Here is a 23,234-nt window from a genome sequence, read left to right on the forward strand (position 1 = left end):
CTACTTCTCCCGCGCCCCCGCGTACATCTCCTCGATGAGGTGCTGATACCCCCGCTCGACCACGGGCCGCTTCAACTTCAGGCTCGGCGTCAACTCCCCGTGCTCGACATCGAGATCCCTCGGCAGCAACCGGAACTTCTTCACGGTCTGCCACCGCTGAAGCCCCGCGTTGAGGTCGTTGACATACCCCTGGACCATCTCCACGGTGACCGGCGCCGAGATGACCTCCTCGTACGACTTACCCCCCAGCCCGTTCTCCTCGGCCCACCCAAGAAGGGCCGGCTCGTCGAGAGCGATGAGCGCGGTGCAGAAATTCCGGTCCGCGCCGATCACCATCACATTCGACGTGAACGGGCACAGCGACTTGAACTGCCCTTCGATCTCGGTCGGGGCGATGTACTTGCCCCCCGACGTCTTGAAGAGATCCTTCTTCCGGTCGGTGATCCGCAGATACCCGTCGGGCGACAGCTCCCCGATGTCCCCGGTGTGGAACCAGCCGTCGGCCTCCAGCACCTCGGCGGTCTTCTCGGGCAGCCCGTGGTACCCCTCCATGATCCCGGGGCCGCGCAGCAGGATCTCGCCGTCGTCGGCGATACGGACCTCGCACCCCGGCAACGGCTTGCCCACGGTCCCGGTGCGGTACGCCTCGCCGGGGTTCACGAACGACGCGGCGGAGGTCTCCGTCAGCCCGTACCCCTCAAGGATGTGGATGCCGGCGCCCGCGAAGAAGAACCCGATCTCGGGCGCGAGCGCCACCGACCCGGAGACACAGGCCCGCAGCCGCCCGCCGAAGGCTTCCCGCAGCTTGGCGTAGACGAGGGTGTCGGCGACCTTGTGCTTGGCACCGAGCGCGAAGGGAACCGACGCGGTGCCGGTGCGGCGGAAGTTGTCCTGGCTGACCTTGGCGTACTCGCGGGCGACCCCGGCGGCCCACTGGAAGATCTTGTACTTGGCGGGCCCGCCCGCACGGGCCTTGGCGACGACCCCGTTGTAGACCTTCTCGAAGATGCGCGGCACGGCCGCCATGTACGTAGGCCGCACGACCGGCAGATTCTCGATGATCTTGTCCACGCGCCCGTCGACGGCGGTGACATGCCCGACCTCGATATGACCGCTGGTGAGCACCTTGCCGAACACATGCGCGAGCGGCAGCCATAGATACTGCATGTCGTCGGCGTTGAGCAGCCCGGTCGCGGCGATGGCCTTCGCCATGTACGACCAGTTGTCGTGCGGGAGGCGCACCCCCTTGGGACGACCGGTGGTACCGGAGGTGTAGATCAGAGTGGCCAGCTGTTCCTTGGTGATCGCGCCGACCTTGTCCTTGATCAGCTCGGGCTTCTTCCCCAGGTACGCGGTGCCGCGCTCCTCCAGCTCGGCGAGGGAGAGCACCCAGTCCTCGGACAGATCGGCGCCCTCGGTGTCGATGACGACGACATACGTCAGCTCGGGCAGCTCACCCTTCTTCTCGCGCGCCTTGGCGAGCTGGGCGGCGTCCTCGGCGAACAGCACCCGGCTGCCGGAGTCGGCGAGGATGTACGCGGACTCCTCGGCGTTGGTCTGCGGATAGACGGTGGTGGTGGCCGCGCCGGCGCACATGATGCCGAGGTCGGCGAGAATCCACTCGATCCGCGTGGACGAGGCGAGGGCGACCCGCTGCTCGGGCTCCACACCCAGCTCGACGAGCCCCGCCGCGATGGCGTGGACCCGGTCGGCCGCCTGCGCCCAGCTCAGCGCCTTCCAGTCCGAGGGACCCTCACCGGACGCCGGGGGCACGGGGTAGCGGTAGGCCTCGGCATCGGGCGTGGCCGCCACGCGCTCCAGGAAGAGGGCCGCCACGGACGGCGGACGGTTCTCGATCAGGGTCTGTGTGTCGCTCACGACATCCTCCGGGCCCGCGGCAGCGCGGCTGGCTCATGGACTTGCTGGACGTGCTGGACTGCTCAAGTACTGAACTACTGAACTGCGCGGGCTGGCTCAAAAGGCTCGCGCGGGTACGCACAGGTACGGCTGGCTCAAAAAGCTGTTGTTTAACTAGCGAGTAACCATCGAGTGGTGATCAGAGTAGAGCGCGTCCGCCTGGTACGTAAGAGGAGGCGGCCCGCCACTTTCCACCGCGGACGAACCGAGAGCGACCGTACGGACACACGGCACACCCTCGACGAACGTACGCCGAGGCCGCCGCCGAAGACGAACGGGCCCGCCGCGCCGAAGCGCGACGGACCCGTGTTCGCCCAGGTCTACGGGGCCGATGGCCCCTCCCCGAAGGGCCACCGCAGGGCCACCGGAGGATCGTCCGAACCGGCGCCGATGGCCGGTTCCCACCGTCGTACGAGGGTTACTTCTTGGCCTTTCCGCCACCCGCGCTGTCGTCACTCGACAGCACGGCGATGAAGGCTTCCTGCGGAACCTCCACAGAGCCCACCATCTTCATCCGCTTCTTGCCTTCCTTCTGCTTCTCCAGCAGCTTCCGCTTACGGGAGATGTCACCGCCGTAGCACTTGGCGAGGACGTCCTTGCGGATGGCGCGGATGGTCTCGCGGGCGATCACCCGGGAGCCGATGGCGGCCTGGATCGGCACCTCGAAGGCCTGCCGGGGGATCAGCTCGCGCAGCTTGGCGACGAGCCGTACCCCGTACGCGTACGCGGCGTCCTTGTGGGTGATCGCCGAGAAGGCGTCCACCTTGTCGCCGTGCAGCAGGATGTCGACCTTGACGAGGCTGGAGGTCTGCTCGCCGGTGGGCTCGTAGTCCAGCGACGCGTACCCGCGTGTCTTGGACTTCAACTGATCGAAGAAGTCGAAGACGATCTCGGCGAGCGGCAGCGTGTACCGGATCTCGACCCGGTCCTCCGACAGATAGTCCATCCCCAACAGCGTGCCGCGCCGGGTCTGGCACAGCTCCATGATCGAGCCGATGAACTCCGTCGGCGCGAGGATCGTGGCCCGTACGACCGGCTCGTACACCTCGTTGATCTTGCCCTCGGGGAACTCGCTCGGGTTGGTGACGACATGCTCGCTGCCGTCCTCCATCACGACCCGGTACACCACGTTGGGCGCGGTGGCGATCAGATCGAGTCCGAACTCGCGCTCCAGCCGCTCCCGGATGACATCGAGGTGCAGCAGCCCCAGGAAGCCGACGCGGAACCCGAACCCGAGCGCGGCGGAGGTCTCCGGCTCGTAGACGAGCGCGGCATCGTTGAGCTGCAGCTTGTCGAGGGCCTCACGCAGCTCGGGGTAGTCGGAGCCGTCGAGGGGATACAGCCCCGAGAAGACCATGGGCTTGGGGTCCTTGTACCCGCCCAGGGGCTCGGTGGCCCCCTTCTGCTGGCTGGTGACGGTGTCACCGACCTTGGACTGGCGGACGTCCTTCACACCGGTGATGAGGTACCCCACCTCACCGACCCCGAGCCCGTCGGCGGGCAGCATCTCGGGCGAGTTGGTCCCGATCTCCAGCAGCTCGTGCGTGGCTCCCGTCGACATCATCTTGATCCGCTCACGCTTGTTGAGCTGCCCGTCGATGACACGGACGTAGGTGACGACACCCCGGTACGAGTCATACACGGAGTCGAAGATCATGGCGCGGGCGGGCGCGTCCTGGACCCCGACGGGCGCCGGGATCTCGGCGACGACCTTGTCGAGCAGCGCCTCGACGCCGAGCCCGGTCTTGGCGGAGACCTTGAGCACATCGCTCGGGTCGCACCCGACGAGATTGGCGAGCTCCTCGGCGAACTTCTCGGGCTGGGCGGCCGGCAGATCGATCTTGTTGAGCACCGGAATGATGGTGAGATCGTTCTCCATCGCCAGATAGAGATTGGCGAGGGTCTGGGCCTCGATGCCCTGGGCGGCGTCGACGAGGAGGATGGTCCCCTCACAGGCGGCGAGCGACCGCGAGACCTCATAGGTGAAGTCGACGTGCCCCGGAGTGTCGATCATGTTGAGGATATGGGTGTTACCCGGATCATCGGTCGGCGCCCAGGGCAGACGCACCGCCTGGGACTTGATCGTGATACCGCGCTCACGCTCGATGTCCATACGGTCGAGGTACTGAGCACGCATCTGCCGCTGCTCGACGACGCCGGTCAGCTGGAGCATCCGGTCGGCGAGCGTGGACTTGCCGTGGTCGATGTGCGCGATGATGCAGAAATTGCGGATCAGAGCCGGGGCGGTACGGCTCGGCTCGGGCACATGGCTAGGGATCGCGGGCACGCAGGGTCCTGATTCTTGAGGCGTCCGCAGCCGTCTGCGGTCTCGGGTCGGATCGATACGTAGGCTCCATGGTCCCACGGCCGCGGGACTGAGGCGGGTTTGGGCCAGTCGTGGAGCCACTGGTAGCCTGGGTGGCTGTGTCTCATGCCCTCTCAGCAGGAGGCACACCTCAAGAAACCCAACCGGTGCGAGAAGCCGTGTCCGGCATGCCCCGCATGTGTTCATGTCCTCCCGCGCCTGCAGCTGAAAAGGCTCCTTCGTGGCGAACATCAAGTCCCAGATCAAGCGGAACAAGACGAACGAGAAGGCGCGCCTTCGCAACAAGGCCGTCAAGTCGTCGCTGAAGACCGCTATCCGCAAGGCCCGTGAGGCCGCTGCCGCGGGTGACGTCGAGAAGGCCACCGAGTACCAGCGCGCTGCCGCGCGTCAGCTCGACAAGGCCGTCTCGAAGGGCGTCATCCACAAGAACCAGGCCGCCAACAAGAAGTCGGCGCTTGCTTCCAAGGTCACGTCCCTCCAGGGCTGAGCCCTTCTGATCTGACCGCCGGCTGGACCCAGAGCGGGCCCTCTCTCATCCGCTCCCACCCGGCCCCCCGGATTCGCGCGCGGCCTGCGTTCGCCACGCGGGCGCGACTCCACACCCGCACAACCCGAAGGCCCCGCCTCCCACCCTTCCCCAGGGCCGAGGCCGGGGCCTTCGACATGCTCGACATACGGGACGGCACCTGGCGGGGGAAGCGGCACCCGGCGGGGGGGAAGCGGCACCCGGCGGGGGGGGGGACAGGCCCGAAGGGCCGTCCTTCCAGGGGCGCGGGGAACTGCGCGAGCAACCACACTCAACCCGCACCACCCCACCCACCCCCAACACCCCTCCCCCATCGGGGGCCCGGGGGCCGCCAGCCCCAGGCACCGCCCGGGGTCGAAGGGGCAGCGCCCCTGGTGATGGGAACGGGTAAGGGCGGCGGGGGCGAAAAACGCCACCCGACGAGAACGTCACCCCCGCCGAGACCGAGCCGCCCGCGCAATGGTCACCACAGCCTTCTCCAGGGCGTACTCAGGATCATCCCCACCCCCCTTCACCCCCGCATCAGCCTCAGCCACAGCCCGCAACGCCACAGCAACCCCCTCCGGCGTCCACCCCCGCATCTGCTGCCGCACCCGATCAATCTTCCAGGGCGGCATCCCCAACTCCCGCGCAAGATCCCCCGACCGCCCACCCCGCGCAGACGACAACTTCCCGATCGCCCGCACCCCCTGAGCCAACGCACTGGTGATCAACACCGGCGCCACCCCAGTCGCCAACGACCACCGCAACGCCTCCAACGCCTCGGCCGCCCGCCCCTCGACGGCCCGATCCGCCACCTCGAAACTCGACGCCTCGGCCCGCCCCGTGTAGTACCGCCCGACCACGGCCTCGTCGATCGTCCCCTCGACATCCGCGACCAACTGCGACGCCGCCGACGCCAACTCCCGCAGATCACTCCCGATCGCATCGACGAGCGCCTGACACGCCTCAGGCGTCGCGGACCGCCCCAGCGCCCGAAACTCCCCCCGCACAAACGCCAGCCGCTCCGCCGGCTTCGTCATCCTGGGGCACGCCACCTCCCGCGCCCCCACCTTGCGCGCCGCCTCCAGCAACGCCTTCCCCTTGGCCGCCCCCGCGTGCAACAGCACCAACGTGATCTCCTCGGCGGGAGACCCCAAATACGCCTTCACATCCTTGATCGTGTCGGCCGAGAGATCCTGCGCATTGCGTACGACCACGACCTTCCGCTCAGCGAAGAGCGACGGACTGGTCAACTCGGCCAACGTCCCCGGCTGCAACTGCTCCGGCGACAGATCACGCACATCGGTGTCGGCATCGGCGGCCCTCGCGGCGGCCACCACCTCCTGCACAGCCCGGTCGAGCAGCAACTCCTCCTGCCCCACGGCGAGCGTGACGGAGGCGAGCGGATCATCATTCACGGTCTTCTTGGCCATCTCCCACAGCATCCCACGCCCCACCGACAACGCCCCACGAAGCCGCAACGCCCGGTCATCGGACCGAGAGCCACGAATTCACCGGCTCCCCGGCTCCCCCACCCCACACGGACCGGACAGGCTCCCCTACGCCCCTACGCCTCTTCCCCTGCGGGTCGTCCCTACGGCTCCTCCCTCCACCCCTCCCACTCCCCCGCGAACTCGTCCAACGCCACCGGATCAAGCCGCCCGCCCTCGTCCTCCAGAACCAGGAGCCACTGCGCGTCCTCGGCATCGTCCTCCCCCGCCAACGCGTCCCGCACCAACCGCGGCTCCTCGACCACCCCGAACCGCGCCCCCAGCGCCTCGGCCGCTTCCTCCGCGGCATCCCGGTCGGGCAACACCAGCACATGTCTCACATCACTCACGCCCCCATTCTCAGCGAACCCGGCTCCCCTCCCTCCCCAGTGGACTACGCGACTCGGTGGCGTCCGGAGCGGAAGTCAGGAAGGCTCGTGCGCATGGTTTCGGTGTTGCAGAACGTGGCGATCGACTGTGCGGATGCCTACGAGCTGGCCCGGTTCTGGAGCAGGGTGACCGGCCGCCCACAGCATCCGGAGGACAGACCGGGCGACCGGGAGACCCAGGTGCTGCTGGCGGAGGGCCCGGTGCTGTACTTCAACCAGGTGCCCGAGCCCAAGAAGACCAAGAACCGGATTCATCTGTGCCTGCGCCCTGAGACCTCGCGTGAGCAGGAGGTGGAACGGCTGCTGGGCCTCGGTGCCACCTTCGTCACCGATCACCGGAACCCCGACGGCTCTGGCTGGGCAGTCCTCGCCGACCCCGAGGGCAACGAATTCTGCGTCCTTCGCAGCGAGTCCGAACGAGCCGCGGTGAACTCCTGACATTGCGGCGCCCAAGACCCCCTTCCGATACACGTACACGCCACGCCCTAACTCCCCCGCAGTTCCGGCACCCTCCCCAGCTCCATCCCGAACCACTCCCGATACGCCGCCAGCACCTCCGCGTCCGTCTTCAACTCGGTCTCCTCCCGCTCACCCTCGGCGGACGTCACCATGAGCGTGCGCCCGCTGATCGTGACCCTCCCGCCGCTCTCGCCGACCCGAGAGCAGACGAGGGACTGGGTGAAGTGCGAGGCCGGCGAGGTGCTGTGCCACCAGGCCCCGGCCACGAAGTCCCGGAGCGACCTCGGCCGGACCTCCAGCCGGTACTGCGGTTTGCCGTCCCGCAGCACGTCCAGATCGCCGAACTCCCGCGCCCCGCTCTCCCGATCCGCCTCCATCACCCGGAACGTCCCGGCCGGGTCCACCTGCTCCCCCCGATTCCCGAACTCCAACGGCCAGTGGCTGTTCGACCCGAACCCCACATCGGCCAGCCAGTCACCCCCGTCGACCGTCCGCACCCGCAGCGCGAGATGGTCGAACGGAATCCCCAGCCGCCCCTCGTCGCCGTACACCCGTGCCGCGAGCAGCGTCACATCGAAGCCCAGCGCCGCCAGCAACGCCCCGAACAGCCCGTTCAGTTCGTAGCAGAAGCCGCCCCTGCGCTCCCCGACCACCTTGTCGAACAGCCGTCCCTCCTCCAGCACGATCTCCTCTCCGAGGTGGATCGATAGATTCTCGAACGGCACGGTTCGCAGATGGCGCAGATGCAGATCACGCAGTACGTCGACGGTGGGCCAGGCCGGGTGCTCGGCCCCGATGCGGCGGAGGTAGGCATCAAGCTCTGCGGTGTCCATACCGTCAGTCTCTCGCCACCAGCAACTCCTCGGCCGTACCCGCGACGGCGATCGCACCGTCCTCGTCCGTACGCAGCACCGTGGCACCCCCGGCCCGCAGCGCCGCGACCGTGCTGGGCGCCGGATGCCCGTAGGTGTTGTCCGCGCCCACCGAGATCAGCGCCAGCTTCGGGGCCATGGTCCGTATGAGGCCGGGATCTTGATACGCCGACCCGTGATGGGCGACCTTCAGTACGTCCACGGAGGCGAAACCGGCGGCGGCCGGGGATCTCGCCAGTTCACGCTGGGCGGGTGGTTCGAGGTCGCCGAGGAGCAGCAGGGTCAGCCCGGAGGTGCGGACGAGCATGGTCACACTGGCGTCGTTCGGCCCGTCGGGGCTGCTCGCGTCACCCGGCGGCCACAGCACCCGCCAGGCCAGGCTGCCCGTACGCCGCTCCAACCCGGCCACGGCCCGGGTCACCGGGATACGCCGCTCCGCCGCCTGCCTGTGCACGAACTCGGCCTGGTCCGCCGGTTCCTCGAACCCCGTCGTCTCGATCGCCCCCACCGACCGCCCCCGCAGCACCCCGGGCAGCCCCGCCACATGGTCGGCGTGGAAGTGCGTGAGGACGACCAGCGGCACCTCGGTGATACCGAGCGCCGTCAGACAACGGTCGACCAGCACCGGATCGGGCCCGGCGTCCACGACCACCCCGACCCCGTCACCGGCCGCGAGCACTGTCGCGTCCCCCTGCCCCACATCGCACATCGCGAACCGCCAGCCGGGCGGCGGCCACCGGGTGATCACCCTGGTCAACGGCGACGGCTGCACCACGACCAGCACAAACGCCACCAGACAGGCCCCGGCCGCCCACGGATGGCTCACCAGCCGCCGTCCGACGAACACCATGACCACCATGACGAGGACCAGCAGCAACGCCCCCGTCCAGCTCCCCGGCCAGTCCACCCCCGCGCCCGGCAGCGCCGCCCCCGTGCGGGCGATGTCCGCGATCCACCCGGTCGGCCAACTCGCGCACCAGGCGATCCACTCGGCCACCGGCATCGCCACCGGAGCCGTCGCCAGGGTGGCGAACCCCAGCACCGTCGCCGGGGCCACCGCGAACTCCGCCAGCAGATTGCACGGCACCGCCACCAGACTCACCTTGGCCGACAGCACCGCCACGACCGGCGCGCACACCGCCTGTGCCGCGCCCGCCGCCGCCAACGCCTCGGCCAGTCGTGGCCGCACCCCACGCCGACGCAGCGCCGCACTCCAGCGCGGGGCCAGCACGAGCAGGGCCCCGGTCGCGAGCACCGACAGCAGGAAGCCGTAACTCCGGGCCAGCCACGGGTCGTACAGCACTAGCAGCAGCACCGCCGTCGCCAGCGCCGGGACGAGCGACCTGCGGCGCCCCGTCGCGATGGCCAGCAACGCGATCGCCCCACAGGCCGCGGCCCGCACCACACTCGGCTCCGGCCGACACACGATCACGAACCCGAGCGTCAGCCCGCCCCCGACCAGCGCGGTCCCCCGCAGCGAGATCCCGATCCGGGGCGCGAGCCCCCGCCGCTCCGCCCGCTGGGCCAACCCGGGCGGCCCGATGAACAGGGCGAGCAGAATGGTGAAGTTGGCGCCGCTCACCGCCAAAAGGTGCGTGAGGTCGGTCGCCTTGAACGCCTCGTCCAGCTCCGCGGGCACCCGCGAGGTGTCCCCCACGACGAACCCCGGCAGCAACGCCCTGGCATCACCGTCCAGCCCCTCGGTCGCCTCCCGCAGCCCGGCGCGCAACCGCCCGGCCACCCGCTGCGCCGCGCTCGGCTCGCCCACCACCTCGGGAGCCCCGCCCCCACGCACCCGCAGCACCGCCGCGACCCGATCACCCCCGGCCATGGCCGGCACCACCTGCGCGGCCACCCGCACCCGAGTGGACGGCAGCAGAGCCAACCAGCCCGAACGCCCACCGGAGCCCCGCCGCCCAGCCCCACTCTCGTCCTCTTCTCCCTCCCCCTCCCCTTCCCCCTCCCTCTCCACGTCGACGATGACCAGCACCGGTGTCCGCGTGTCCACGACCGCCCCGTCCGGGCCCTTCACCCGCCGCACCTCGGCCTGGAGGAGCACGGCGGTCGGGACGACATGGCTGCCCTTGATCCGAGGCCGGCTCAACCGTGGATCGGAGGTGAGCTCGACCTCGGCCGTCACCTGCGCGTACCGCTCGGCCAGGGCGGGAACGGGCCCCCGCCGCAGATCGGCCCCATGCAGCCCGGCCGAAGCGGCGGCCGCGGCGACGCACAGCAGCACCGCGGCCGCCGACACCTTCGTCCAGGCCGCCCCACGCCGCCCCCACCGCTCGCGGGTCCCCAGCAGAACGACGCCCACGACCACGCAGACCACGACCACACCCACGACCCACTCGGCCGAGGCACACACCATCAGACCGGCCGTCGCCCAGGCCGCCAACGCCGGCGGCACCAGTCGCAGATCCATCGGCCCTTCTCGTCCCGGCTCCTTCTCACCGAGTCCCTCAACGACGACGAGGCGAGCGCCCGCCCGGCGAGGGAGAACACCGCGCGGTGCCACGGGCGACCCCTCGACGGGGACCGGCTGCCCTCCGCCCACCGCCACCGGCCCACGCCCCACCCCCCTCACCGGCCCACGCCCGGCCCCGCTCACCGGCCGCGCCCGGTCCCCCGCTTCCGGCGCCCTCATGGCCGTACGAGGTTCCGTAGGTCGGCGAAGCGGCGGTCGCCGATGCCGTTCACTTCGCGGAGCTCGTCGACCGAGCGGAAGCCGCCGTGCTGGGTGCGGTAGTCGATGATGTGCTGGGCGAGGACGGGGCCGACACCGGGCAAGGTGTCCAGCTGCTCCACCGTGGCCGTATTGAGGGACACCGGCGTCGTGGGCGCCGCGCCGACCACCCCGGCCACCGCTCCGCCCACCCCGGCCGTACCACCGCCGGCCGCGCCCGGTACCGCCCCCCGCCACGGGTGCCGGGACCCCGACCAGGACATGTTCGCCGTCGACGAGGAGGCGGGCCCGGTTGAGCCCGTCGATGTCGGCACCCGGTCGTACCCCGCCCGCCGCCCGGAGCGCGTCGGCGACCCTGGAACCGGCCGGCAGCTGCTGAACACCCGGGTTGCGCACCTTGCCGCCGACGTCCACGACGATCGAGGGCCCGGCCGTGGGAGGCACCGCCCCGGTCGAGGCGCCCGCTCCCGAGCCATGAGCATGCCCCGGCCCCGCGCCGGGAACGGCACCCGGCTCACCGAGCACCCCCGCCGGGCCCATGGGTGCCGCCGTGTCCCCCGCCCGTACGACCTCAGGGGCACTCACCGACTGGACTCGCCCCGTCCAGAAGTGCTGCGCCGCGAAGACCGCCGCGACCACCAGCACGACGCTCAGCGCGACCACGCTCTTCCGCTCGATGCCGCACCGCACCTGCAACCACAACGGCAGCCGCTCCCACACAGCCACCCCGACCCGCTCCCGTCGGCCCCCTCTCACACCACCAGCGACATCACCACCAGCGGCCTCGCGACCAACCTGAACAGGACCACCGGCCCCACCACCGCCACCGCCCACAACGCCACTACGGATACCGCGGCCCACCGCGCCGCCCCCACCAAGCCGATCCCCGGCCGATGCATCGCCAACATCCCCACCCCAAAAACCGGGCTCGGCCCGCCTCCTCGGCGCCTCCGCGACGCGCTCCCCACGCGAGTCACCGGTGTCATCGGCCTCCTCCGCCCAGGCGACCCCGGCCCCCGCCACCGTCCTGCCCGTCGGCTTCCCCGGCGGCCCATGCCCCAACTGCCGTGGCTCCGCCGCCCTTTCGGCGAAGAGTGCCTCGGCGCGCAGTCGGAGGGTCTCCGCCGATGCCCGACGACGTGCGGACTGGCCCCGGAGCTGTCGTGAGCGGTGCCGGGCGCGGCCGTCGGATGACGGGCTCCGGCCCGGACCGCTGGTGACTGTCGCTGTACGTGAACGTGATCGAAGTGCCATGCCACGAGGATCGGGCAAGACCGCCCACCCGCGATGATCTTGCTCAATTCCCGTGGATTACCACCCAGTTGTGGATAACTCCGCCACCCACACGAGTGACCCGCCGCAGCGGTTCCCCTCACCGAGGAGAGACGACCGCCCCCAACAACCCGGGCCCGGTGTGCGCCCCGATGACCGCGCCGACCTCGCTCACATGCAGATCGACCAGCCCCGGCACCCGCTCCCGCAACCGCTCCGCCAACGCCGAGGCCCGCTCCGGCGCGGCGAGATGGTGGACGGCGATGTCGACCGGCGCCGCGCCCGCGCGTTCGGTGACGATCTCCTCCAGGCGGGCGATCGCCCTGGACGCCGTCCGCACCTTCTCCAGCATCTCGATACGGCCGCCGTCCAGCTGCAGCAACGGCTTCACCGCGAGCGCCGAGCCGAACAGCGCCTGCGCCGCGCCGATCCGGCCGCCCCGGCGCAGATAGTCCAGGGTGTCGACGTAGAAGTACGCGGAGGTGCCCGACGCCCGCTTCTCGGCGGCCGTGACCGCGTCGTCCACCGTGCCGCCCGTCCCCACGGACTCGGCGGCGGCCAGGGCGCAGAAGCCGAGGGCCATCGCGACCATCCCGGTGTCCACCACGCGCACCGGCACGGGTGCCTCACGCGCCGCGAGGACGGCGGCGTCGTACGTACCCGAGAACTCGGCGGACAGATGCAGCGAGACGATGCCCGTGGCACCGGCCTCGGCGGCCTGGCGATAGGTCTCTGCGAACAGTTCGGGGCTGGGGCGGGACGTGGTGACGGGCCGTCGCTTCTGCAGGGCCTGGGCCAGGGAGCGGGCCGAGATCTCGGTGCCCTCGTCGAGTGCCTGGTCGCCGAGGACCACGGTCAACGGCACCGCGATGATGCCGTGACGCTCCATCGCCGGCGGCGGCAGGTAGGCCGTTGAATCGGTGACGATCGCGACATGGCGGGACATGAACGGGAGGTTACCCGCCAAGCCCCGCCAACGGCAGCCCGGCCCCTCCCACCTGCACACACACGTCAGGCGCGGGCCCGGATCAAGTCGTGCTCTCCGGGCGGGGCTTCTTCTGCCACGGATACGTCGGGCGCGGTCCCGACGGGTCGATCGCGGGCCGGGGCGGTTCCTCGCCGGACCGGGACTCGGCGGTGCGGGCCCCGGGGGTCTCCCGCCGGGTCTGCCCGGTGGAGTCGGTGGGTTCGGGCTTCGGGGCCTCGGGCCAGACCGGTGCGGGCTCCGTCGTCCAGTGCCGCAGCGCGTCCGCCTCGACGTCTATCTGAGCGCTGAGCGTGTCCAGGTCGTCCTCCGCGAACTTGCGGGCCCTATCGTGCGCCGCCCAGCGCAGGGAGTCGGCCGACTTGATGATCCGCTCCGTACGCTCGCGCAGCGCGGGCAGCCGCTGGGCCAGCTTGGCGCGGTCGGGCTCGGGCTCCAGGCGCTTGAGCTCGTCGTCCAACTCCCGGCCGTGCCTGCTGAGCTGCTCGAAGAGGGCCAGGGACTCCTTCAGGGACTCGTCCTCGCCCACACCTGCCCGCAAGGCCTCCTGAGTGGCCCGCATCGAGGTGCGCAACTTCAGCCGCAGATCGGCGAGTTGCCCCACCGGGCCGGGCTGGGCGAGGCTTCTGGCCCGCAGGGTGGTGTCCTCGACCGACCGCTTGGCCTGTGTGATCGTACGGTCCACGCCGCGCTTGGCCGCGCCGACCGCCTTCACCGTGGCGTACGCCCCCAGCACCACGAACAGCACGAAGAGCAGGGCGACCACTGCGATGACGGCTTCCACGGCGCGCTCCTCCTTCGACCCGCGCGGCACATACTGCTGCGCTCTTCCACGGTAAACGCAACGGGCAGGTCCGGGGTTCCACCGGAACCCTGAACCTGCCCGTAGGGGACGCCCCCGAACCGCGACCCGGCGCCGTCCGAACGACTACCGCCGGCTACGACCGCCGGCAGCCACGACCGCCGACAGCCACGAGGCGCGGTTCTCCCGCGTTCCGCCTAGACGACGATGTTCACCAATTTCGGCGCCCGGACGATCACCTTCCTGATCGGGGCCCCGCCCAGCGCCGCGACGATCCTCTCGTCGCCCAGGGCCACCTTCTCCAGTTCCTCCTCGGAGATCGCCGGCGGCACCTCCAGACGCGCCTTGACCTTGCCCTTGATCTGAACGACGCAGGTCACGGCCTCGTCGACGACGTACGCGGGGTCGGCGACGGGGAAGTCCCGGTGGACGACCGTGTCCGTGCGGCCCAGCTTGCGCCACAGCTCCTCGGCGATGTGGGGAGCCAGCGGCGCGATCAGCAGCACCAGGGACTCGGCGACCGAGCGCGGTACCGGGCCGCCCGCCTTGGTCAGGTGGTTGTTCAGCTCGGTGACCTTGGCGATCGCCGTGTTGAAGCGCAGGCCCTCCAGGTCCTGGCGGACCCCGTCGATCGCCTTGTGCAGCGCACGCAGGGTGTCCTCGTCGGGCTCGGCGTCGACCACGGTCACCTCACCGGTGGCCTCGTCGACGACATTGCGCCACAGCCGCTGCAGCAGCCGGAACTGGCCCACCACCGCGCGCGTGTCCCACGGCCGGGAGACGTCCAGGGGGCCCATGGCCATCTCGTACAGCCGCAGGGTGTCGGCACCGTACTCGGCGCAGATGGACTCCGGGGTGACCGCGTTCTTCAGGGACTTGCCCATCTTGCCCAGCAGCCGGGAGACCTTCTCGCCCTCGTAGTAGTAGGCGCCGTCGCGCTCCTCCACCTCGGCGGCCGGCACCGCGAAGCCCCGGCTGTCGCGGTAGACGAACGCCTGGATCATGCCCTGGTTGAACAGCCTGTGGAACGGCTCGGCCGACGAGACATGGCCCAGGTCGTACAGGACCTTCGACCAGAAGCGCGCGTACAGCAGGTGCAGCACGGCGTGCTCGGCGCCGCCGACGTACAGGTCGACACCGCCGTGCGGCTGTCCTTCGCGCGGGCCCATCCAGTACCGCTCGATCTCGGGGTCGACCAGCTGCTCGCTGTTGTGCGGGTCCAGGTAGCGCAGCTCGTACCAGCAGGAACCGGCCCAGTTGGGCATGGTGTTGGTCTCGCGGCGGTATCTGCGCGGACCGGCGCCGTCGCCCAGGTCCAGGGTGACGTTGACCCAGTCGTCGTTGCGGGACAGCGGCGGCTCGGGCCGGGTGTCGGCGTCGTCCGGGTCGAAGGTGCGCGGGCTGTAGTCCTCGACCTCGGGCAGCTCCAGCGGCAGCATCGACTCGGGCAGGGCGTGGGCGACGCCGTCCTCGTCGTAGACGATCGGGAAGGGCTCGCCCCAGTAGCGCTGGCGGCTGAACAGCCAGTCACGCAGCCGGAAGTTGACGGTTCCCTGCCCGAAGCCCTTGCGTTCCAGCCACTCGGTGATGCGCTCCTTGGCCTCGGCGACGGGCAGCCCGTCCAGGGAGATGCCCTCACCGCTGGAGTTGATGATCTTCGCGTCGTACGACGAGAAGGCGTCCTCCCAGGTGGAGGTGTCCGTGCCGCGGCCGTCGGTCGGCTCGACGATGCAGATGATCGGCAGCTCGAAGGCGCGTGCGAACTCGAAGTCGCGCTGGTCGCCCGCCGGCACGGCCATGATCGCGCCGGTGCCGTAGCCCATCAGGACGTAGTCGGCGACGAAGACGGGGATCTGCTCGCCGTTGACGGGGTTGGTGGCGTACGAGCCGATGAAGACGCCGGTCTTGTCCTTGGCCTCGGCCTGCCGCTCGACGTCGGACTTGGAGGCGGCCTGGGCGCGGTAGGCGGCGACGGCCTCGGCCGGGGTCGCGTGGCCGCCGGTCCAGACGTCGTGGGTGCCCTCGGGCCACGCGTCCGGGGTGAACTTGTCGACCAGCGGGTGCTCGGGGGCCAGCACCATGTAGCTCGCGCCGAACAGGGTGTCGGGGCGGGTGGTGAAGACGGTGATGTGCTCGCCGTCGATGGGGAAGTCGACGCGGGCGCCCTCGGAGCGGCCGATCCAGTTGCGCTGCTGCAGCTTGATGGCCTCGGGCCAGTCCAGCTCGTTCAGGTCGTCAAGGAGGCGGTCGGCATAAGAAGTGATCCGCATGTTCCACTGGCGCAGCTTGGCCTTGAAGACGGGGAAGTTGCCGCGCTCGGAGCGTCCGTCGGCGGTGACCTCCTCGTTGGCCAGGACGGTACCCAGGCCGGGGCACCAGTTGACCGGCGCGTCGGAGGCGTACGCCAGGCGGAACCCACCCAGGACGTCGGCGCGCTCGGCGGCGCTCAGCTCGTTCCACGCGCGCGTGGAGCCGTCGGCGTCACCCTCGGCAGCCGGTACGGCACGCTCGCCGGACTCGAACTGGGCGACCAGCTCGGCGATCGGGCGGGCCTTGCGTGCCTCGTCGTCGTACCAGGAGTTGAAGATCTGCAGGAAGATCCACTGGGTCCACTTGTAGTAGTCCGGGTCGATCGTGGCGAACGACCGGCGGTTGTCGTGGCCCAGGCCCAGCCGGCGCAGCTGGGACTTCATGTTCTCGATGTTGGCCTCGGTGGACACGCGCGGGTGCGTGCCGGTCTGCACGGCGTACTGCTCGGCGGGCAGGCCGAAGGCGTCGAAGCCCAGGGTGTGCAGGACGTTGTGCCCGGTCATGCGCTGGAAGCGGGCGAAGACGTCGGTGGCGATATAGCCCAGCGGGTGGCCCACGTGCAGGCCCGCACCGGAGGGGTACGGGAACATGTCCATGATGAACTTCTTGGGCCGGGCGGCCTGCTCGGCCGCGCCCGCCAGGTCGCCCTTGGGGTTCGGCGCCGCGTAGGTGCCGTCGGCGTCCCAGAAGTCCTGCCAGCGTGCCTCGATCTCGGCCGCCATGGCTGCCGTGTAGCGGTGCGGCGCCGCCACCTCGGCGGTGGCAGCGGGGTTCGTCTCGCTCATGATCCTCAAAGCTCCATCGATCGTCTCTGCCAGCGGTCCGGTCGTCCGGATGGTCCGGAAACGAAAAATCCCCTCGCACAGGAGGGGACGCCGCGCCGATTCCGACCTCGCCGTTCATCGGCGGTCGGGACTGATCAGCGCGGCTCGCTAAGCAGAAGGCGTACGGCACGCATGGGGTCAGGGTACCGCAGGCCCGGAGGCGGTCGCGACGCGGTTCCGGCGCGCACACAGCACGGCCGCATCCCCTGCGCGGCACCGCCACAGGGACCCGCCCCGGACACCCGGGCGCGGCGTGTCAGCCACCGCATCCGGCCAAAAAAGTTGAACATTATTCAAATATTACTTCGCGTAACGACCTCTAAGGGACATCACAGATGTGAGATTGCCCCTTGATAACAACGCAATAACTCAAACCTCGTACCGCTCGGTTTGGCACCACTTACAGTTCGACGACGGGACCGCTTTCCCGAACTGTTCGGAGTTGCCCCCATGAACCCTCGTCGCAGTAACAGCTCGATGCCTCAACCCGGCCGCTCGGCCTACGGGATGGCGACGGCTGCCGCTCTGCTGCTGATACCCATAAGCGTGACGGTCGGAGGTGACGCGTACCGGGAGTTCCTCGACTTCGGCGCCGGTGTGCTCTCGTTGGTGTCGCTGACCCTTTCGGTGCTCTGGGGGCTCGTCGCCCAGGACCGCACCCTCCTCAGCGTGCGCCAGCGCATCATCGGTCAGGCCGTGCACCGGACAGCCGCGATCGCCTCGGTCGCGTTCCTCTTCCTGCACGTCACGGTCAAGTTGGCCCTCGACCATGTCTCCGCGATCGCCCTGTTCCCCTTCGCCCTCGGGGTGACGGGCTCGGGCGCGCTCATCGGATTCGGCGCCACCGCGGGGTCGTTGATGGTCTTCGTCGCCATCACCGGCGCGCTGCGCAGCAACTTCGCCTCCCCGGCGCCGGTCGCCGCGCGCTGGCGGGCGATGCACATGATGGCGTACCCGGCCTGGTGTCTGGCCCTTGTCCACGGGCTCTACGCGGGTCGCGAGGCCAAGCCGATCTTCGTGATCCTCTACTCGCTGGGCCTGGTCGCCGTGGCCGCCGCCCTGCTGCTGCGTGCCGCGCCCCGCTCGGTCAAGCGCGAGGTGGTCGAGCGCGTCACCGCGATCCTGGGCACCGACGGCCAGCGTCCCCCGGAGGTCGATGAGTTGGTCAAGTCCCGTACGGCGCTGGCCCAGAACCAGGAGCCCGGCGGCGGTCGCCGTGAACGCGAGGGCGACGGACGGGACCAGGTACGGGCGGGCGGCGGGCGCGACCAGATGCGCGACACCGGCCAGTTCCCGCTGCCCGGCTTCGGCGGCGGACAGGCCCCGCTCGACATGGGCGACCCCCTGGTGCCCCCGCAGCGCGGCGGTTCCCCCGCGACGGCCGACTCCGGCCCCGGCTTCGCCGCCGCGTACCGCGCCACGTCGATGACCCCACGCAAGGCGGAGCCCACCGCTCCGTATCTGACCCAGCAGCAGCCGCCGTTGGACATGCAGCCCACGCAGGCCATGCCCCGCCTGGACGACAGCTCGACCACGGGGAGCACCCGTTGGCCGGCGCCGTCCCCGCCGCCGGTCGGCGAGGCGCCCCCGTCGGCGTACGACCCGATGCAGGACACCTTCGCGGGCCAGTCCTTCGCGACCGGTCAGACCTACCCGGGCCAGGCGTACCAGACGGGTCAGGAAACTTCTTACGGAACGGCTGAGACGAACGCCCCCTTCGGCACGTACAACCCGAACGACACGTACAACAGCGGTCCCGCCACTGAAACGCTGTCCGGCTACGACTACGACCAGCAGCCGGGCTCAGGCGAACCCTGGAACGCGCCTTCCGGAGGCTTTAAGTGAACGAGGCCCTTCCCGACGTCCCCGAAGTCCGAGTGGTGGGGCTCCCCCAGCTCACCTCGGGCTTCGACCTCGTCGAGAGACTCGACCTCCCCATGCACCTGAAGGTGCACGGTCCGCTCGAACCGATGGGCGGCGAGCAACTCGCCCAGCTGGCCGACCGGATCAACCTGAAGGGGCGCGGAGGCGCGGGCTTCCCCTTCCACAAGAAGCTGCGCTCGGTCGCCGAGTCGGCGATCAAACGCGGTATCCGTCCGGTCGTGGTCGTCAACGGCAGTGAGGACGAACCCGCCTGCCGCAAGGACACGGTGCTGATCAACCGTGCCCCGCATCTCATCCTGGACGGCGCCCTCCTCGTCGCGGAGGCCCTGGGCGCCCGCCAGCTGGTGGTGGGGGTGACACGTGAATCCACCCAGCGGTCCATGGAGGCCGCCCTCGCCGAACGCGGGCTGAGCAACCGGCGCGGAGCGGCGATCCGGGCGAGCGTCCAGCGCAACCCGGTCCGTATGGTCACGGGCGCCGCCGCCTCACTGATCCGCTCCATCGACGGCGGCCCCGCCATCCCGCCGGGCCGCAAGACCAGCGCCTCCAAGAGCGGCGTCGGCGGCGCGCCCACCCTGCTCTCCAACGCCGAGACCTTCGCCCAACTGGCCATCGGCGCCCGTATCGGCGCCGAGCGCTACGGCAACACCGGCCTGTACGACGAGCCGGGCACCGTCATGCTCACCGTCTCCGGCGCGGTCGCCACCCCCATGGTCATCGAGGCGCCCACGGGCGTCCCCCTCCGCTACATCCTGCAGTTGGCCGGGGCACCGCCGGTCCCTCAGGGCGTGCTGACCGGCGGCTACCACGGCAAGTGGATCGACGCGGCGACCGTCAACGAGGCGGTCGTCTCCCGCAATTCGCTGGACGCGGTCGGCGGTGCGCTCGGCGCCGGCGCCATCCTGCCGATCAGCCAGGAGACCTGTCCGCTCGGCGAGTCCCTCCAGGTCGCCAAGTGGCTCGCCGAGGAGAGCGCGGGCCAGTGCGGCCCCTGCTACCTGGGGCTGCCGGCCGCCGCGCGCGGCATGGAGGACATCCTCAACGGCGGCGGTCCGGCCGCCCTGGAGGCCCTCAAGCAGGTCGCGAAGAACGTGAAGCGGCGCGGCGCCTGCTCACACCCGGACGGCTCGGCGATGTTCCTGGAGTCGACGGTCAAGGCGTTCACGGACGATCTCGCCGCCCATGTCCTCGGCAACGGCTGCGGCCGTCCCGTGGAAGGTGTGCTGCCGCTGTTCGAGGGCGGCAGGGCACCGACGGGCATCCCGGGCGGCGCCCAGCCGGAGGAGAGCGGAGCCAGCCGCCAGAAGATCTACGTCGACTGGACGCTCTGCCGCGGCCACGGCCTGTGCGCCGACATCCTCCCGGAGGTCTTCCAACTGGGCGCCGACGGCTTCCCCACCGTCGCCCAGGCGAAGGTCCCGCAGTACGCCGAGGCGAAGGCGCTCCGCGCGGTCCGCCGCTGCCCCGCGCTGGCCCTCCGCATCGAGGAGGACAACCGCGCCCAGGCTCCGTCCCGCAACCTCCCGGTCCTCTCCCAGGGCCGAGGCCGCAGGGCCCTGGGCAGCGGCCGCTGAGCGGCTCGTACGAAGCCGAAGGGCGGGTCACCGACCGGGTGGACCCGCCCTCGGTCGTCCCGCGCCCGTCAACAACCACCTGACGCCCCGACAACACAAAAACCCCGCCCAAGCGGACGGGGTCTTCGTATCTTCTACCTTCTTGTGGAGCTAAGGAGAATTGAACTCCTGACCTCCTGCATGCCATGCAGGCGCTCTACCAACTGAGCTATAGCCCCTTGCTTCTGCCGCCGGTCTCCCTGGCGACGAGGTAAACATTACCGGTCCCCCCGGCGGACTTCCAAATCGTTTCCGCTCTGTACGGATTGGCACCGTATTGGACGGCGGATCACCGCCCCCTAACCCCCTCAAGCCGTCACAAACGAGTAGAACCGCTTGAGGGTGCAGTGCTCTTCGAGGAGCCGGCCGTAGATCGGCTCACCCTCCAGCTCGCGGTACGTCTCGATGGGGTCGCCTTTTATGATCAGCGCCCTTGCGCATTCCTCGCACCAGTACTGGTAGTCGGCGTTCACGGGCTCCATGTCGCGGACGATCGGCGTACCGCTGCCGCACCAGTCGCACTTCCTCCTGTGTGCACCCATCGCTCAGCTCCAGATGTGGCCGCAGGCCGTGCACACGTAGGAGATCCCTCCGTTGTCACCGAGGACTTGGGCAACGTGGAGCGAGCCGCAGGAAGGGCACAGGAGGGTGGTTTTGCTCCGCATCACCACCGGCCGGGGAAGGTCGTGGACCTCCCCGCGGATGCTCGCAGGCATCGCTTCTCCCTCCCGTCGGGCCGCGCCCCCTTCCGGCCGTTTGATTCTGCCACGGCCGGACCAATACGGTCAGCGACGCCTTCGTACCAGTCCGGACACGGGGCAGGGAAGAAGGCCGTCCGCAGAGGTATACGCCTCCGATGGCGTGTGTGCTCAAGCAGGGACGCAGGTCACACACGAAAGATCCCGCCCCCTGACGTGGGCGGGATCTTTGTACCGATCTCCAGTGATCTTGTGGAGCTAAGGAGAATTGAACTCCTGACCTCCTGCATGCCATGCAGGCGCTCTACCAACTGAGCTATAGCCCCTCGTGTTCCCCCGCTCGGCGGGGCGAACAAGAAGAACTCTAGCCTGCGACCAGCCGGAAAGTGAAATCCGCTCCCCGCCCCGGCCGACCGTGCCCGGTACGCACCTCAGTCGTCGTCGCCGAGCACCGGCTCCGGCAGGGTGCCGGCGTTGTGCTCCAGCAGACGCCAGCCCCTGGCGCCCTCTCCGAGGACGGACCAGCAGCAGTTGGAGAGACCGCCGAGGCTCTCCCAGTTGCGGGGCTCCAGACCGAGGAGGCGCCCGATGGTGGTGCGGATGGTGCCGCCGTGGCTGACGACGACCAGAGTGCCGTCCTCGGGCAGCTTCTCGGCATGCCGCAGCACGACGGGAGCCGCACGGTCGGCGACCTCGGTCTCCAGCTCCCCACCGCCCCGGCGGACGGGCTCACCGCGCTTCCAGGCGGCGTACTCCTCGCCGTACCGCCCGATGATCTCGTCGTGCGTGAGCCCCTGCCAGACACCCGCGTACGTCTCGCGCAGGCCCTCGTCGTGGGTGATCTCCAACCCGGTGAGCACGGCCAGCTCGCCGGCGGTGCGCGCGGCGCGCAGCAGATCGGAGGCGACGATCACATCCGGCTTGAGAGAAGCGAGCAACCGGGCCGCACGCCGAGCCTGACCAAGACCCGTCTCGGTCAGCTCGACATCCGTAGTCCCCTGGAACCGGCGCTCCACGTTCCACGAGGTCTGCCCGTGCCGCCACAGGATGATGCGACGCCCGCGGCCCTTGCGGTCCGCGGAGTCGATTCCGGCAGTCACCGCAGGTCCCCGCCCAGCTCGGCGGCCTCCTCGGCGGCCTGCAGCTTGGCGTGCTCCTCGCCCTTGCCACGGGTGGCCTTGGCGTCCTCGGGCAGCTCCAGCTCGGGGCAGTCCTTCCACAGCCGCTCCAGGGCGTAGAAGACCCGCTCCTCGCTGTGCTGGACGTGCACCACGATGTCGACGTAGTCGAGCAGCACCCAGCGGGCCTCGCGGTCGCCCTCGCGGCGGACCGGCTTGGCGTCGAGTTCCTTGTTCAGCCGCTCCTCGATCTCGTCGACGATCGACTTGACCTGGCGGTCGTTGGGCGCGGAGGCCAGCAGGAAGGCGTCCGTGATGGACAGCACATCGCTGACGTCGTACGCGATGATGTCGTGCGCGAGCTTGTCGGCGGCCGCCTGGGCGGCGGTGTTGATGAGCTCGACAGAGCGATCGGTTGCGGTCACTACGAGGCTTTCGCTAGACGGTCGGGAAACCCATACGGGCTACCCCCAGGGTCTCACGCCCCACCGACAGGCCCCCACGGGTTAACGAAGCCACCGCCGCTCCGGCCCCGCTGCAGCAAGCTCAGCCGCCGCGGGTGTCGGCCGGGCCGGGGTTTCGCTTACCGGCGCGAGCAGGGTGCCGCTGCGCCCACCCGTGCCGCCCCAGCGGCACGACTGCCCGCAGCTACGACGACGACCGCTAGGTAGGCAGCCGCCCAGCGGCACGACGGCCCACAGCGACGACCACCGCTAGGTAGGCAGCCGCCCAGCAGCACGACGACCCACAGCTACCACGACCACCGCCGGGTGGACAGCCGCCCAGCGGCACGACGGCCCACAGCTACGACGACGACCGCCGGGTGGACAGCCGCCCGGCAGCACGACGACCCACAGCGACGACCACCGCCGGGTGGACAGCCGCCCAGCGGCACGACGACCCACAGCTACGACGACCACCGCTAGGTGGACAGCCGCCCGGCAGCACGACGGCCCACAGCTACCACGACCACCGCTAGGTAGGCAGCCGCCCAGCGGCACGACGACCCGCAGCTGGGATGGGACGACGACCCGCAGCTGGGATGGGACGGCGGCCCGCAGCCGGAGCGGGATGGCCACCC

The 23,234-nt window shown here is 70.1% G+C and carries 16 protein-coding genes, 2 tRNA genes and 1 pseudogene; 4 read left to right on the forward strand and 15 right to left on the reverse strand.

Annotated elements, in window-relative coordinates; translation table 11 throughout:
* Together ACWD4G_RS27155 and lepA are read right to left on the reverse strand one after the other, a co-directional pair.
* Positions 1-1,878 carry an AMP-dependent synthetase/ligase gene (locus ACWD4G_RS27155; protein ID WP_451297799.1) on the reverse strand — a complete coding sequence of 626 codons (1,878 nt, stop codon included), beginning with the start codon at positions 1,876-1,878 and terminating at the stop codon, positions 1-3.
* 457 nt (positions 1,879-2,335) lie between these two features.
* Positions 2,336-4,204 carry a translation elongation factor 4 gene (gene lepA / locus ACWD4G_RS27160; protein WP_451297801.1) on the reverse strand — a complete coding sequence of 623 codons (1,869 nt, stop codon included), beginning with the start codon at positions 4,202-4,204 and terminating at the stop codon, positions 2,336-2,338.
* A 259-nt stretch (positions 4,205-4,463) separates the two neighbouring features.
* Here lepA and rpsT point away from each other — a divergent pair, with 259 nt between their 5' ends.
* Entirely contained in the window at positions 4,464-4,730 is a 267-nt protein-coding gene (gene rpsT / locus ACWD4G_RS27165) for a 30S ribosomal protein S20 (protein WP_451297803.1), read from the forward strand.
* 467 nt (positions 4,731-5,197) lie between these two features.
* Here rpsT and holA read toward each other — a convergent pair whose 3' ends face one another.
* Positions 5,198-6,184, reverse strand: coding sequence for a DNA polymerase III subunit delta (gene holA / locus ACWD4G_RS27170; protein ID WP_451297805.1), 987 nt, complete (start codon positions 6,182-6,184; stop codon positions 5,198-5,200).
* Positions 6,185-6,345: 161 nt separating this feature from the next.
* A complete protein-coding gene (locus tag ACWD4G_RS27175; RefSeq protein ID WP_451297807.1) occupies positions 6,346-6,591 on the reverse strand; it encodes a hypothetical protein in 246 nt (81 codons plus the stop codon).
* Positions 6,592-6,684: 93 nt separating this feature from the next.
* On the opposite strand from ACWD4G_RS27175, the gene ACWD4G_RS27180 reads away from it, so the two are divergent.
* A complete protein-coding gene (locus ACWD4G_RS27180) occupies positions 6,685-7,068 on the forward strand; it encodes a VOC family protein (protein ID WP_451298039.1) in 384 nt (127 codons plus the stop codon).
* A gap of 47 nt (positions 7,069-7,115) precedes the next feature.
* On the opposite strand, the gene ACWD4G_RS27185 is transcribed toward ACWD4G_RS27180, so the two are convergent.
* From ACWD4G_RS27185 to leuS, 6 genes and pseudogenes are all read right to left on the reverse strand, one after another.
* Positions 7,116-7,922, reverse strand: coding sequence for an arylamine N-acetyltransferase family protein (locus ACWD4G_RS27185; RefSeq protein WP_451297809.1), 807 nt, complete (start codon positions 7,920-7,922; stop codon positions 7,116-7,118).
* A gap of 4 nt (positions 7,923-7,926) precedes the next feature.
* Positions 7,927-10,386, reverse strand: coding sequence for a ComEC/Rec2 family competence protein (locus ACWD4G_RS27190; protein WP_451297811.1), 2,460 nt, complete (start codon positions 10,384-10,386; stop codon positions 7,927-7,929).
* 218 nt (positions 10,387-10,604) lie between these two features.
* A pseudogene (locus tag ACWD4G_RS27195) lies at positions 10,605-11,403 on the reverse strand (helix-hairpin-helix domain-containing protein).
* 616 nt (positions 11,404-12,019) lie between these two features.
* The gene (locus ACWD4G_RS27200; protein ID WP_451297813.1) at positions 12,020-12,865 is read right to left on the reverse strand and encodes a DegV family protein; all 846 of its coding nucleotides are present in this window, start codon (positions 12,863-12,865) and stop codon (positions 12,020-12,022) included.
* An 82-nt stretch (positions 12,866-12,947) separates the two neighbouring features.
* On the reverse strand, positions 12,948-13,688 hold the full coding sequence (locus ACWD4G_RS27205; protein WP_451297815.1) for a hypothetical protein: 741 nt from the start codon (positions 13,686-13,688) through the stop codon (positions 12,948-12,950).
* 215 nt (positions 13,689-13,903) lie between these two features.
* Entirely contained in the window at positions 13,904-16,801 is a 2,898-nt protein-coding gene (gene leuS / locus ACWD4G_RS27210) for a leucine--tRNA ligase (RefSeq protein ID WP_451297817.1), read from the reverse strand.
* A gap of 546 nt (positions 16,802-17,347) precedes the next feature.
* Here leuS and ACWD4G_RS27215 point away from each other — a divergent pair.
* Both ACWD4G_RS27215 and ACWD4G_RS27220 read left to right on the forward strand, forming a co-directional pair.
* The gene (locus tag ACWD4G_RS27215; RefSeq protein ID WP_451298041.1) at positions 17,348-18,685 is read left to right on the forward strand and encodes a cytochrome b/b6 domain-containing protein; all 1,338 of its coding nucleotides are present in this window, start codon (positions 17,348-17,350) and stop codon (positions 18,683-18,685) included.
* Complete coding sequence (locus ACWD4G_RS27220; protein ID WP_451297819.1) at positions 18,682-20,298, forward strand: NADH-ubiquinone oxidoreductase-F iron-sulfur binding region domain-containing protein; 1,617 nt, start codon at positions 18,682-18,684, stop codon at positions 20,296-20,298. The genes ACWD4G_RS27215 and ACWD4G_RS27220 overlap by 4 nt, the downstream gene beginning before the upstream one ends.
* Before the next feature lie 145 nt (positions 20,299-20,443).
* Here the strand turns inward: ACWD4G_RS27220 and ACWD4G_RS27225 are convergent.
* The 5 genes from ACWD4G_RS27225 to rsfS form a co-directional block, all read right to left on the reverse strand.
* Positions 20,444-20,516: transfer RNA gene (locus ACWD4G_RS27225), tRNA-Ala, on the reverse strand.
* 129 nt (positions 20,517-20,645) lie between these two features.
* The gene (locus tag ACWD4G_RS27230) at positions 20,646-20,879 is read right to left on the reverse strand and encodes a hypothetical protein (RefSeq protein WP_005479297.1); all 234 of its coding nucleotides are present in this window, start codon (positions 20,877-20,879) and stop codon (positions 20,646-20,648) included.
* Between the two features lie 409 nt (positions 20,880-21,288).
* Positions 21,289-21,361 (reverse strand) — tRNA-Ala (locus tag ACWD4G_RS27235).
* A 105-nt stretch (positions 21,362-21,466) separates the two neighbouring features.
* Positions 21,467-22,135, reverse strand: a complete 669-nt coding sequence (locus ACWD4G_RS27240) for a histidine phosphatase family protein (RefSeq protein WP_451297821.1) — start codon at positions 22,133-22,135, stop codon at positions 21,467-21,469.
* Complete coding sequence (rsfS, locus tag ACWD4G_RS27245; protein WP_451297823.1) at positions 22,132-22,578, reverse strand: ribosome silencing factor; 447 nt, start codon at positions 22,576-22,578, stop codon at positions 22,132-22,134. Before rsfS ends, ACWD4G_RS27240 begins: the two co-directional genes overlap by 4 nt.
* Between the last annotated feature and the right edge of the window lie 656 nt (positions 22,579-23,234).

The sequence above is a fragment of the Streptomyces sp. NPDC002643 genome (assembly GCF_053592555.1).